9 protein-coding genes and 2 pseudogenes are annotated in these 12,511 nt (G+C 60.0%); 3 read left to right on the forward strand and 8 right to left on the reverse strand.

From position 1 onward, the window contains the following. Nucleotides 1-19: 19 nt before the first annotated feature. Together PSH65_RS32030 and PSH65_RS30580 are read left to right on the forward strand one after the other, a co-directional pair. Nucleotides 20-283: pseudogene (locus PSH65_RS32030) on the forward strand (hypothetical protein); the annotation flags it as partial. A 163-nt stretch (nt 284-446) separates the two neighbouring features. Further along, nucleotides 447-1,076: a bifunctional 2-polyprenyl-6-hydroxyphenol methylase/3-demethylubiquinol 3-O-methyltransferase UbiG gene (locus PSH65_RS30580; protein ID WP_305424226.1), complete on the forward strand. Its 630-nt coding sequence runs from the start codon at nt 447-449 to the stop codon at nt 1,074-1,076. 197 nt (nt 1,077-1,273) lie between these two features. Here the strand turns inward: PSH65_RS30580 and PSH65_RS30585 are convergent. From PSH65_RS30585 to PSH65_RS30595, 3 genes and pseudogenes are all read right to left on the reverse strand, one after another. After that, nucleotides 1,274-4,329, reverse strand: a pseudogene (locus PSH65_RS30585) (efflux RND transporter permease subunit). Then, entirely contained in the window at nt 4,326-5,393 is a 1,068-nt protein-coding gene (locus tag PSH65_RS30590; protein ID WP_305424227.1) for an efflux RND transporter periplasmic adaptor subunit, read from the reverse strand. The pseudogene PSH65_RS30585 and the gene PSH65_RS30590 overlap by 4 nt, the downstream one beginning before the upstream one ends. Further along, a complete protein-coding gene (locus tag PSH65_RS30595) occupies nt 5,390-6,493 on the reverse strand; it encodes an efflux RND transporter periplasmic adaptor subunit (RefSeq protein WP_305424228.1) in 1,104 nt (367 codons plus the stop codon). The genes PSH65_RS30590 and PSH65_RS30595 overlap by 4 nt, the downstream gene beginning before the upstream one ends. A gap of 213 nt (nt 6,494-6,706) precedes the next feature. Between PSH65_RS30595 and PSH65_RS30600 the strand changes: the two genes are divergently transcribed. After that, nucleotides 6,707-7,867 (forward strand): AAA family ATPase, encoded by a 1,161-nt coding sequence (locus PSH65_RS30600; RefSeq protein WP_305424229.1) that lies wholly within the window; start codon nt 6,707-6,709, stop codon nt 7,865-7,867. Between the two features lie 143 nt (nt 7,868-8,010). On the opposite strand, the gene PSH65_RS30605 is transcribed toward PSH65_RS30600, so the two are convergent. The 5 genes from PSH65_RS30605 to PSH65_RS30625 all read right to left on the reverse strand — a co-directional run bounded on the left by PSH65_RS30605 (nt 8,011) and on the right by PSH65_RS30625 (nt 12,394). Further along, complete coding sequence (locus PSH65_RS30605; RefSeq protein ID WP_305424230.1) at nt 8,011-8,892, reverse strand: transporter substrate-binding domain-containing protein; 882 nt, start codon at nt 8,890-8,892, stop codon at nt 8,011-8,013. Continuing rightward, a complete protein-coding gene (locus PSH65_RS30610; RefSeq protein WP_305424231.1) occupies nt 8,889-9,671 on the reverse strand; it encodes an amino acid ABC transporter ATP-binding protein in 783 nt (260 codons plus the stop codon). The genes PSH65_RS30605 and PSH65_RS30610 overlap by 4 nt, the downstream gene beginning before the upstream one ends. Continuing rightward, complete coding sequence (locus PSH65_RS30615) at nt 9,668-10,327, reverse strand: amino acid ABC transporter permease (RefSeq protein ID WP_305424232.1); 660 nt, start codon at nt 10,325-10,327, stop codon at nt 9,668-9,670. Before PSH65_RS30615 ends, PSH65_RS30610 begins: the two co-directional genes overlap by 4 nt. After that, a complete protein-coding gene (locus PSH65_RS30620) occupies nt 10,308-10,973 on the reverse strand; it encodes an amino acid ABC transporter permease (RefSeq protein WP_305424233.1) in 666 nt (221 codons plus the stop codon). The genes PSH65_RS30615 and PSH65_RS30620 overlap by 20 nt, the downstream gene beginning before the upstream one ends. Before the next feature lie 638 nt (nt 10,974-11,611). Next, a complete protein-coding gene (locus tag PSH65_RS30625; protein ID WP_305424234.1) occupies nt 11,612-12,394 on the reverse strand; it encodes a MetQ/NlpA family ABC transporter substrate-binding protein in 783 nt (260 codons plus the stop codon). Nucleotides 12,395-12,511: the final 117 nt, after the last annotated feature.

Below are 12,511 nucleotides of genomic sequence, written 5' to 3' on the forward strand. Positions count from 1 at the left end.
ATCTGACCCACCTCATGGAATGGCTTTGGGGCTGCTTCGCAGCCCAGCGGGAGCAAGCTCCCTCGCCACAAAAGCACCGCTGCCACAGTTAATGACCCACTCCAGAAGGGAATTTTTCGCACAGGTAAATCAGAGTGCCAGCAGGCCAGATCCCTTTGACGTGAGCTTCGAAGATGCCCAGCTCTATGTGGCGGATCTGTTGCGCTGCGCCTCGGTCACGGCGTATCAGTGTGGTGATCAACTCAAGGGCGCCGATCGGGCATTGGTGTTTTCTGTCTGGCATTTTGGTGGCTGTACGCTGGGCACCCTCGGGCGCACCGGTTTTCCTATTGACCGGCCTACTAACCTGCGTACAGCCGCCACCCAACAACCCGCGAATGGCTGCGCAGCAGCCCCCGGCTTCATGGCGTATATTCGACACATCCCCATTGCCTGCGCAGCCAACCATGAAACAGACTCCCGCCGATCTGGAGCAGATCACCTCCACCACGTTGGGCCATTACAACGCGGTGGCTGAAGACTTCCGTGAAGGTACTCGCGATCACGATGTCAGCCAGAACATCGATGCCCTGCTGCGACATATTCAGGGTGAGGCGCCGTTCACCCTTCTCGACTTTGGCTGCGGCCCTGGCCGTGACCTGAAAACCTTCACGCGCCTAGGCCACATCGCAGTCGGCCTCGACGGTTCGGAAAAGCTTGCGCAGATGGCGCGCGAAGACAGTGGTTGCGAAGTCTGGCAGCAGGATTTTCTGAAACTCGATTTGCCGGCCGAGCGGTTTGACGGGATTTTTGCCAATGCGGTGCTGTTCCACATCCCGAGTCAGGAGTTACCGCGAGTATTGAAGCAACTGCGCGAGGCGTTGAAGCCGGGTGGGGTGTTGTTCAGTTCCAATCCGCGAGGGGAGAATCAGGAAGGCTGGAACGGGCCGCGTTATGGCGCGTATTACGATCTTCAGGCGTGGCAGGAGTTGCTGACTGAGGCGGGTTTTGTGGAGCTGGAGCATTACTACCGGCCGGCGGGGCTGCCCCGGGAGCAGCAGCCTTGGTTGGCGAGTGTTTGGCGTAAGCCGGTGTAGTCTGACAGGACGCCATCGCGGGCAAGCCCACTCCCACAGGAACCGAGTTGTCCAGGCGAACGCGATCCAATGTGGGAGCGAGCCTGCTCGCGATGACGCAAGCGTTCGCCCTTACTCTCCCACAGGGACCGAGTTTGCCCGAACGACTCGATCACTGTGGGAGCGGGCTCGCCCGCGATGAGCGCGCAGCGCTCGCCTTACTGCACCTCTTTCTTCGGCTCACGAACCTTGTACCAAGCCACGTACAGCGCCGGCAAAAACAGCAGCGTCAGCAACGTCGCGATGATGATCCCGCCAATCATCGCGTAGGCCATCGGCCCCCAGAACACTTCCCGGGCAATCGGGATCATCCCCAGGCTCGCTGCCGCCGCCGTCAACAAAATCGGTCGGCGCCGATGTTCCGTGGCCTGCACCACCGCGTCCCACGGCGTATAACCACTCTTCTCGAAAGAGTCGATCTGGGTCACCAGAATCACCGAGTTGCGGATGATGATGCCAATCAGCGCCAGAATCCCGAGGATCGCCACGAAGCCCATCGGCGTGCCGGTCGGGATCAGCGCCAGCACCACACCGATCAGCCCGAGCGGCGCGACGCTGGCCACCAGGAACAGCTTCTGCACGCTGTGCAACTGGATCATCAGGAAGGTCGCCATCAAAAACAGCATCAACGGCACGACTTTGGCAATCGGCCCCTGGGCCTTGCCGCTTTCCTCCACCGTACCGCCAGTGGCGACTTTGTAGCCGACCGGCAAACTGGCGGCGAATTTGTCGATGTCCGGTTGCAGCTGTTGCACCAGATCGGTCGGCTGAATCTCGTCGCGCACGGCAGCCTTGATGGTGATGGTCGGTTTACGATCGCGACGCCACACCAGCGGCTGTTCGAGTTCATAACGCACCGTGGCAAATGCCAACAGCGGAATCGAGGTGCCGCCGGGGGTGACGATCTGCAGGTTTTGCAGCGTTTCCGGGCTGCCGCGCTCGGCATCTTCGGCGCGACCGACCACATTGATCAGGTAGATATCGTCATCGACCTGCGTCACCGGCGAGCCGACAACGATGCTGTTCATCAGGTTCGCCACGTCTTCCGACGACAGCCCCAGTTGCCGCGCCTTGTCCTGGGCGATGTCGATGCGCAGCACTTTGCCCGGCTCGTTCCAGTCGTAAATGATCTCGCCGATGTGCGAGTTCTTATCCAGTTCGGTGGCCAAAGCAATAGCGTGTTTGCGCACCTGATCGATGTCTTTGCCGCTGACCCGGTACTGAATCGGCCGCCCCACCGGCGGGCCCATTTCCAGGGCCTGGACGTAACTGCCGACACCGACGAACTCTTCACGCAGGCGCTTTTGCAGACGTGCCGTCAGGGCCGTGCGTGACTCCAGGCCTTTGCTGACGATCACCAGTTGCGCGTAGTACGGGTTCTGCAATTGCTGGTCGAGGGGCAGGTAGAAACGGATCGCCCCTTCACCGATGTAGGTGCTCCAGCGCACGATGTCCGGGTCGCCCTTGAGCGTCGCTTCGAGCTTATCCACGACCATGCGGGTTTCGGCGATCGAAGCGTTTTGCGGCAGGTTCAGGTCGACGAGAATTTCCGGGCGGTCCGAGGACGGGAAGAACTGGCTCTGCACGAACTGCATGGAAAACACCGAGAGAGCACAAACAGCGCCACGGTGATGCCGATGGCCCACCAGCGATTGCGCATCGCCCAGAGCAACCCGCCATTGAACGCCCGACCGATGCGCCCTGGCTCTTCGTCGTGAGGTTTCACATTGGCGCTCAGGATATGCACACCGAGCACCGGGGCGAACAGTACGGCGACGATCCACGACACCAGCATGGCCACCGCGATCACCGCGAACAGCGTGAAGGTGTACTCACCGGCGGAGCTTGCGTTCAAGCCGATCGGCACGAAACCGGCCACGGTGACTAGCGTGCCGGTGAGCATCGGGAACGCCGTCGAGGTGTAGGCGAAGGTCGCCGCTTGCTCTTTGGTTTCGCCCATTTCCAGGCGCGTAACCATCATCTCCACCGTGATCATCGCGTCGTCCACCAGCAGGCCGAGGGCGATGATCAGCGCACCGAGGGAAATCCGCTGCATGGTGATGCCGCTGTATTCCATGAAGAGGAAGACCATCGCCAGCACCAACGGAATCGAACACGCCACCACCAGCCCGGCGCGCACGCCGAGACTGATGAAGCTGACGATCAGCACAATCACCACCGCCTCAAACAACGCACTGGTGAAGCCGCCGACCGCTTCTTCCACCACTTCAGCCTGGTCGGAAACGTTGTGCACGCCAACACCCACCGGCAGGTCGGCCGTCAGCTCGTCCATGCGCAGGTGCAGTGCCTTGCCGAAGTCCTGAATGTTGCCGCCCTTCTTCATGGCGATCGCCAGGCCAATGGCCGGCTGGCCGTTGAAGCGAAACTCCGGGGTGGCCGGGTCGACGTAGCCACGGCTGATGTTGGCGATGTCGGCCAGGCGGTAGAAGCGATCGTTAAGCTTCAGGTTGACGTTGGCCAGGTCTTTCTCAGAGACGAATTGCCCTGAGGTGCGCACCGAAATCCGCTCCGGACCGGCCTCGATCACCCCGGCTGGGGTCACGGCGTTCTGCGATTGCAGGCTCTGCACCACCTGGCGTCGATCGATGCCGAGGGCGGCAAGTTTGCGGGGGGAGAAGTTCAGGTAAAAGACTTCATCCTGCTCGCCGATCATCTCGACCTTGCCCAAGCCCGGGACTTCACGGATTTCGGCACGCACCTGTTCCACGTAATCGCGCAACTGGCGCATCGACAGGCCGTCGGAGGTAAAGGCATACACCGAACCGAACACGTCGCCGAACTCATCGTTGAAACCCGGCCCTTGCAAGCCCTGCGGGAAGTCGCCGCGAATGTCGTTGATCTTCTTGCGCACCTGGTACCAGATTTGCGGAATGTCCTTGCCGCTGGTGGTATCGAGCAGGTTAACGAAAACCGTTGATTCGCCGGGGCGGGTGTAGCTTTTCACGTAATCGAGCGAGTCGAGTTCTTCGAGTTTTTTCTCGATCCGGTCAGTGACCTGCTTGAGGGTTTCCTCCTGGGTCGCGCCGGGCCAGCGGGTCTGGATCACCATGGTTTTGATGGTGAACGACGGGTCTTCTTCGCGCCCCAGGTTCAGGTACGAGAACACGCCCATCAGCAGCGCGACGAACATCAAATACCAGACAAACGACTGATGCTTGAGGGCCCATTCGGATAAGTTGAAACTCCCTTTCATTGCGGGCTGCCCTCATCGATTTTCACTTTCTGCCCCGGTTTGAGGCTGTTCACACCAGCACTGACCACCCGCTCGCCGGACTTCACGCCGTTAGCCAGGACCACCGTGGCATCGGTCCGGCTTATCAGGCTGACCTCCCGTGGCGCAACGGTTTGCGTCTGCGGATCAACGACCCAGATCCGCAACTTTCCATCGACTTCCTGCAGCGCGCTCACCGGCAGTTCGAGGCGTGGCTTGATCGCGGAGCTCAGGGTCACGCTGATCGCCGTGCCGAGGCGAAAGCCTGGCGGTGTATCGGTCAGGCTCAGGCGGGTGCGACGGGTACGGGTCGCACTTTGGGCCTGGGGCTCGATTTCACGCACGACGGCGGTGCTGGTGATACTCGGGTCCAGTTGCGAGGCGACCTGAAACACCACATCGGCAGGCAATTGATCGACCAGGGTGTCGGGCAAATCGATCACCGCTTCCTTGATGTCCGGCTGCGCCAGGGTCACCACTTGCTGGCCGGCCGTCACCACCTGCCCGGCTTCAGCGTTCCACGCGGTGACGATGGCTTTGTGATCGGTGCGCAGCTCGACGTAGTTGAGTTGATCTTTCGCCTGATCGACTGCGGCCCTGGCTTGATCGAGGGAGGCCTGGGTGGTTTTAAGATCGGTCTGGGCGATGTCCAGTTGCGCCTGGGCGCCGACTCCGCGATTGAACAACTCCTGCTGACGCCGGGCGTTGGCCTGAGCGTTGATGAGCTGCGCCTGCACCCGTGCCAGATCACCTTGAGCGGAGCGCAACTGGTTCTGTTGATCGGTGGGATCAAGGGTGGCAAGCAAGGCGCCCTTCTGCACTTCGGCACCGACATCGACGTTACGGCTGGCGATACGCCCCGGCACCCGGAAACCGACGTTGCTTTCGTAACGGGCCTGAATGCTGCCGGCAAACCGGCCGAGGTCTTCTTGATTGAGCGCTTTCACCTCCACGGACAACACCGGCCGAACCGGTTCTGGCGGCGCTTCCTCATTGGAGCAGGCGACCAGTAGTGCAGCGGCGGACAACAGCAACAGGCGCTTCATGGCTGGGCTCCTGTCGTTGGCGTCTTATAGGTGTTTTCGACGATCTCCACCTTCACGCCCGGATGCAGTAATTGGCCGCCTGCGGTGACGACTTTTTCGCCACCGCTGAGGCCGGCGCTGACAATGACTTTGCCGGTCAGATAACGGCCGACCGTGACCGTATGCAACTGCGCCTTGCCCTCGGCGTCCACCAGCCAAACGGCCGGGTCACTGAGGTTTTTGGTCAGGGCCGACCAAGGCAGTTCTACCGCGGTTTTGCCGACTGGCTTGGCGGTGGCGCTCACTACCGAGCCGAGCTGCATGCCCTCGGGAAGACTGTCCAGGGTGACTTTGACTTGTACCGTGCCGGTCTGCGCGGACACTGCCGGCGTGACTTCCCGAACGGTGCCCGTGGTCTTGATCTTCGGATTCTCGAGCAGACTGACCACAATCGATCTATCCGACGGCGGCTCGGCCAGCAGCGATTCGTAAACGTTGAACACCGCGTCACGTTCACCATCCCGGGCCAGGCTGAAAATCGGCACCGTGGCTTGCACCACTTGGCCAACTTCGGCCTGGCGCGCGGTAATCACGCCTGGCGCATCGGCAATCAACGCGGTGTAGCTCAGTTGATCACGGGCGTTGGCCAACTGCGCCTGAGCAGCGGTCAGCGCGCTCTGGCTGCTGCGCAAGGCGGCTTGGGCGGAGTCGTATTCGCTCTGGCTGGTGTAGCCCTTGGGCAGGAGTTTTTGTTGGCGAACGAAGGCGGCGGCGGTTTGTTTGACCCTGGCCTGTTCGGCAACGACCTGGGCCTGGGCCGAGTCGACATTGGTTTGCAGGTCTTTCGGGTCGAGTCTGGCCAGCACTTGTTTGGCCGAAACCCGGTCACCGACATCGACCATACGCTGGATGATCTTGCCGCCCACGCGGAACGACAATTCGGTTTGAACTCGCGCCTGGACGTCGCCGGTGAGGGTCACCGCGGCGGCGTAATCCGATGGCTTGACCTCTTGCACGAAGACTCGCGGGCGGTCCTTCTCGACGGGCTTTTTATCGCCACAGGCGGTCAGCAAGGCGATTAGGCTCAGGCCAACCATTAATTTCAATCCGGGACCCGCCATGCAGACTCCTTTGCGTTGTACCAACGTGCCAGTGACGATACGACTGTGAGCTTAGAACAGGGTTCCACGTCTGCACGAGCGATCCTTATACTCCATTGATCGTTCCCATGCTCTGCGTGGGAACGCCGCCATGGACGCTCTGCGTCCACTGTGACGCGGAGCGTCACGGGATGCATTCCCACGCGGAGCGTGGGAACGATCAATGAGGAACTCATGCTCAAAACCCTCGCGGTGGCCAATTACCGCTCGATCAATAAATTGGTGATTCCGCTTGGCCGGCTGAACCTGATCACCGGCCCCAACGGCAGCGGTAAATCAAACCTCTACCGCGCCTTGCGCCTGCTGGCGGAAACCGCTCAGGGTGGCGTGGTCAATGCGTTGGCACGCGAAGGTGGGCTGGACTCGACGTTCTGGGCCGGCCCCGAAAACATCACCCGACGCATGCGCAACGGCGAAGTCCCGATCGAGGCGACCGTACGACACGGCGCCAAACGCTTGCGCCTGGGGTTTGCCGGCGAAGATTTCAGCTACTCGATCGCGCTAGGCCTGCCAGAGCCAAGTCGTTCCGCGTTTTCTCTGGACCCGGAAATCAAAAAGGAATGCATCTGGTCCGGGCCGTTCTATCGCCCGGCCAGCCTGCTGGTGGATCGCGACGGCCCGATGATTCGCGCTCGGGTCGGTCGCGGCTGGGAAGTGCTGGCGCAGCACACGCCGAACTTCGACAGCCTGTTCGATCAGGTCGGCAGTTTTCGCACCTCGCCGGAAGTCATGCAGTTGCGTGAGTTCATCCGCCGCTGGCGCTTCTACGATCACTTTCGCAGTGACGCCGACGCGCCAGTGCGCCAACCGCAACTGGGCACCCGCACGCCGGTGCTGCACCACGACGGTCGCGACCTGGCGGCAGCCTTGCAGACCATCATCGAAATCGGCGATCCCGAGGCATTGCAGGCGGCTATCAGCGATGCCTTTCCCGGCGCGCGGCTGAGCATCGAACCGTTGCAGGGCGGACGGTTTGCGATCGAGTTTTATCAGGAAGGATTGTTGCGGCCGTTATCCGCCGCCGAGTTGTCGGACGGGACGTTGCGTTATCTGCTGCTGGTCGCGGCATTGCTGACCCCTCGCCCACCGACGTTGATGGTGTTGAACGAGCCGGAAACCAGTCTGCATCCGGACCTGCTGCCGGCGTTGGCGCGGTTGATCATTCGGGCGTCCGAGCAGTGTCAGGTGTGGGTGGTGTCTCATGCGCGGCGCTTGATCTCGGCGTTGCAGCAAGACCCGGAATGCAATTGCATTGTGCTGGAGAAGAACTTCGGCCAGACCGGGATGGTCGGGCAGCGGATACTGGATGAGCCGGCGTGGTACTGGCCGGATTAGACGGTGCCTGATAAACCTCCATCGCGGGCAAGCCCGCTCCCACAGGGTTCAGTGTGGACGCAGATTTTGTGTCTACTGAAGATCATTGTGGGAGCGGGCTTGCCCGCGATGACGGCCGAGAGATCGCCGCAAAGGTTAGAGACTCACCCCTGCCACTTCCCACCCTCGACAATCACGCTCTCCGGCTTGGTGTCATCGCTCAGCTCTTTACGCACATATTGGTCATACAGCTTGAGCAGGTACTTCTCCTCACCCAACTTCGCCAACTCCACATTCACCCAGTCGCGCAGTTCGATATTGCCCTTCTTCACTGCCGGCGCAATTGGCGCTTCAGCACCCAGTTTGTCCTCCAGCACGCGGTAACCCGGGTTCTGCTTGGCCCAACTGAACAACACCAGATTGTCCTGCGCATAAGCGTCGCCACGACCATTGGCCAGGGCTTGCAAAGACTCGGAGTTTTTCTCGAACTTGAGCAGTTTCCAGTCCGGATGATTCTTGGTCAGCCAGATATCCGCCGTGGTGCCCGTGGTCACGATAGTCGTGCGGGTCGCAAGGTCATCGAGGCTCTTCACTGAACTCGCCAGCGGCACCAGTGCCTGCACCGCAACCTTGAGATTCGGATTGGTGAAGTCCACGGCTTCCTTGCGCTCCGGAGTGACGGTCATGTTGGCCAGGATCAGGTCGACCTTGTCGCTTTGCAGGAACGGAATCCGGCTCGCCGGCTCCACCGCCACGAACTCGACCTTGTTCTCATCGCCCAACAGATCCTTGGCGAATTGGCGACCGATGTCGGTATCGAACCCCACGTAGCGCCCGGCCTCATCGACAAAACCGAACGGCGGTTTGTCGGTGAAGACGCCGACGATCAGCTTGTCCCGGGCTTTGATTTTTTCCAGATACCCGACCGGTGCGGTGCTGACGCTGGCGACTTTCGGCTTCGTCGGTTCTTCGGTTTTGTTGCAGCCGGCCAGCAGCGCCAGGCCGAACAGCGGGAGTAACAGCAGAGAAGACTTGGCAGTTTTCATGGCAGTTCCAGTTCCTTTGTTTGAGTCGTTTTGGGTAGTGCGGCGACGTAGGAGAACTTCTCCAGGAACTGCTGCGCTCGTGCGGTTTGCGGGTTCGTAAAGAAAATCTCGGGTGGGTTTTGCTCAAGGATGCGCCCGGCATCCATGAACACAATGCGATCGGCCACGGCGCGGGCGAAGGCCATTTCGTGGGTGACGATCAGCAGCGTCATGCCTTCGCGGGCCAGGCCCTGAATCACCTCGAGCACTTCCTTGACCATTTCCGGATCGAGGGCGGCGGTGACTTCGTCGAAGAGCATGACCTTGGGGTTCATGCACAGCGAACGGACGATGGCGATGCGTTGCTGCTGGCCGCCGGAGAGCTGACGCGGGAAGGCGTCGCGCTTGTCCAAAAGCCCCACACGCTCCAGCAAAGCCTCCGCCTGAGCGCGGGCCTCACGGCGTTCGCGTTTTTGCACCTTGAGCGGGCCGAGCAACAGGTTGTCGAGCACGCTCATGTGCGGGAACAGGTGGTAGCTCTGGAACACCATGCCGATCTGCTGACGCACTTCGCGCCAGTCGGTGCCCTTGTCCAGCAACTCGCGCCCGGCAAAATTCAAGCTGCCGCTGTGAGCGATTTCCAGGCCGTTGAGGCAACGCAGCAAAGTGCTTTTGCCACAGCCGCTGGGGCCGAGGATGACGATCACTTCGCCAGGCTTTACCTTCAGATCAATGCCGTCGAGCACCTGCTGTTCGCCGAAAAACTTGTTGAAACCCTTGAACTCGATCAATGCATTCATGCTTGCGTCCAGCGCCGCTCCAGCACACGCGAGGCGGCTGACAGCGGGTAGCAGATGAAAAAGAAAAACAGGAACAGCGCGCCGTAGATCAGCACTGATTCGTAGGTGCGCTCGATGATCTGTTGGCCGACTTTGATCACGTCCACCACGCCGATCAACACCGCCAGGGAACTGGTCTTGATGATGCGCGTGTAGACGTTGATGGTCGGCGGCGTCATGCGTTTCAGCGCTTGGGGCAACAGCACGTAGCCGTAGAGTTGCGGACCGTCCAAACCGATCGACAACCCCGCTTCACGCTGCCCGCGCGGCAACGAATGCAACGCACCGCGTACCACTTCACCGACTTCGCTGGCGCCCCACAGCGACAACACCAGCACCGCGCACCAGAAGCTCGGAATGCTCAGCCCGAGAAAAATCGGCAGGCCGAAGAACAGCAAATACAGCCAGACCAGCACCGGGATCGCCCGGAACAGTTCCAGATAAATCCGCAAGATTGAGTTGAGCCATTTTGAATTCAACATGCACAACACGCCGTAGAGCACGCCGCCGACGGTGCTGAAGGCGATGCTCAGAAAAGAGATCGACAGGGTTTGCGCAGCGCCCTTGCCCAGTTGCGGCAACGACACCATGAGCAACTCAAGACCCGAACTGGCCATGCTGGAGCCTCCTTTCCAGACGGCTGAGCAGCAGCGACAGCGGCAAAAACAGCAGCACGCAGATCAGCGTCAGCACGGCGAGCATTTCGTAGGTTTTGTAATAGAGCGCGATGTAGCTCTTGGTGGTGTAGAGAATCTCCGGCACCGCCACCGCCGAGACCACGGTGGTTTCCTTGAGCAGGAAAATGAAATTGGCAAACAGCGACGGCAAACTGAGGATGCCGGCTTGCGGCAGGATCACGTAGCGCAGCAATTGCCCGTGGGACAGACCAATGGAGCGGCCGGACTCAAGTTGCGCCTGGGGCACCGCATCCACGCCGGCGCGCAGCACTTCAGTGAGGTAGGCACCGCCAAGGAAAGTCATGGTGATGATCGCCGCTGCGAAGCCCGAGACCTTGATACCCAGGGCCGGCAAGGCGAAGTAGACGAAGAACAACTGAATCAGCAGTGGCGTGTTGCGTGCCAGCTCCACGTACAGCCCGACCAGGCGTTGAAGGTAGGGGGGGCGAAACACCAGAATCGTCGCGTTGATCAGCGCCACCAGCAACGAAGTGCCGATGGCGATAAAGCCGACCTGCAGCGTCACGCCCACGGCGTTGAGAAACGCCGGCAGGGTGCTGAGGATAAAAGCGTAGTCGAAAGTCATTGAACATCCTGTACGCCGCTCGGTAAGCGACGATGGCGCAGTCCATGGGCAGTGGATAACCACCCGGCAGGAACCGACTTTAAAGGTATAAAAAGAACAATTTAAATACCGTTAAAGCATATTGATATCACGCAAAAAACTATCCTGCGGTTTTGCGGAGGCAGTGGAGGACGACTATTTTTCTTTGCGCTGTAGGAAGGATCTTTTTTTCAAAATACCCCTCCAAGGACGTACAGCTTTTGGCCAGACTCCCGGCCGAACCATCACAAGGAAGAGAAAAATGGCTGACGTAAACGTGCCACAGCGGCTGGATCCGCAGGACATCGTGAAATTGCTGGTGGCGTTGCGCAAGGCGTTGAAGGCCAGCGTGGCCTGAACGATCTTGAGGTGAGCAGGTTCCTCGGTGGCGAGGGAGCTTGCTCCCGCTGGAGGCCGAAGGACTCCCAAAGCGTTGGCTGGGTTTCTGATCGTTCCCACGCTCTGCGTGGGAATGCTGCCCGGGACGCTCTGCGTCCCATCCAAAAGCCGAACGCGGAGCGTCCGTTGAGACATTCCCACGCAGAGCGTGGGAACGATCACGCCGACGCTGTATTAGCCGTCGGCGTTGAAATCTGGAAGGAGTTCGAGACTGCGATCGATCAGAACGCCGGCAGTACCGCGCCGCTGTATTTCTTGGCGATGAATGCTTTCACTTCAGGACTGGTCAAAGCCTTGGCCAGTTTCTGGATGGCAACGCTGTCCTTGTTGTCCGGACGAGCCACCAGGAAGTTCACGTAAGGCGAATCGGCACCTTCAATCACTAGCGCATCTTTAGCCGGGTTCAGGCCCGCATCCAGCGCGTAGTTGGTGTTGATCATGTCCAGATCGACCTGATCCAGAACACGCGGCAGCATGGCCGATTCCAGCTCCTTGAATTTGAAGTTGTGCGGGTTCTTGGCGATGTCTTTCGGTGTGGCCACGGCGTTTTTCGGGTCTTTCAACTCGATCAAGCCTGCCTTTTGCAGCAGGATCAGGGCACGGCCGCTGTTGCTGCCTTCGTTCGGGATGGCGATGGTTGCGCCGTTTGGCAGGTCAGCCAGTTTTTTGTACTTCTTCGAGTAGCCGCCGAAAGGTTCGACATGCACGCCGATCACGGTCACCAGATTAGTGCCTTTGCCTTCGTTGAAGTTTTTCAGGTACGGCAGGGTCTGGAAGTAGTTGGCGTCCAGACGCTTCTGGTCGACCTGCACGTTCGGCTGAACGTAGTCGGTGAAGACTTTGATCTCCAGGTCCACGCCTTCTTTGGCCAGGGTTGGCTTGATCAGTTCAAGAATTTCAGCATGTGGAATCGGCGTCGCCGCAACCACCAGTTTCTCGCCAGCCTGGGCCAGGCCCGCAGTCAGGGCAGCCGCCAATGCGGTGAACAACAGAACCTTTTTCATGCAGTGTCCTTATCGAAAAATCACGGTCGTCATCGACGACGGGCTTGTTTAGTACGAGTGCCAGTGAAGTGCCATCGGTGGCGTGACGCGGACAATACCGGGATTTTTTATTCCCGA

It is taken from the genome of Pseudomonas sp. FP603 (assembly GCF_030687415.1).
Classification (GTDB): domain Bacteria; phylum Pseudomonadota; class Gammaproteobacteria; order Pseudomonadales; family Pseudomonadaceae; genus Aquipseudomonas; species Aquipseudomonas wuhanensis.

Bases quoted from the DNA above. Each gene is read 5' to 3' on its own strand.
- PSH65_RS30605 (WP_305424230.1), bottom strand. From the start codon at position 8,892: ATGAAAACTGCCAAGTCTTCTCTGCTGTTACTCCCGCTGTTCGGCCTG.
- PSH65_RS30620 (WP_305424233.1), bottom strand. From the start codon at position 10,973: ATGACTTTCGACTACGCTTTTATCCTCAGCACCCTGCCGGCGTTTCTC.
- PSH65_RS30590 (WP_305424227.1), bottom strand. From the start codon at position 5,393: ATGAAGCGCCTGTTGCTGTTGTCCGCCGCTGCACTACTGGTCGCCTGC.
- PSH65_RS30595 (WP_305424228.1), bottom strand. From the start codon at position 6,493: ATGGCGGGTCCCGGATTGAAATTAATGGTTGGCCTGAGCCTAATCGCC.
- PSH65_RS30580 (WP_305424226.1), top strand. From the start codon at position 447: ATGAAACAGACTCCCGCCGATCTGGAGCAGATCACCTCCACCACGTTG.
- PSH65_RS30600 (WP_305424229.1), top strand. From the start codon at position 6,707: ATGCTCAAAACCCTCGCGGTGGCCAATTACCGCTCGATCAATAAATTG.
- PSH65_RS30625 (WP_305424234.1), bottom strand. From the start codon at position 12,394: ATGAAAAAGGTTCTGTTGTTCACCGCATTGGCGGCTGCCCTGACTGCG.
- PSH65_RS30615 (WP_305424232.1), bottom strand. From the start codon at position 10,327: ATGGCCAGTTCGGGTCTTGAGTTGCTCATGGTGTCGTTGCCGCAACTG.
- PSH65_RS30610 (WP_305424231.1), bottom strand. From the start codon at position 9,671: ATGAATGCATTGATCGAGTTCAAGGGTTTCAACAAGTTTTTCGGCGAA.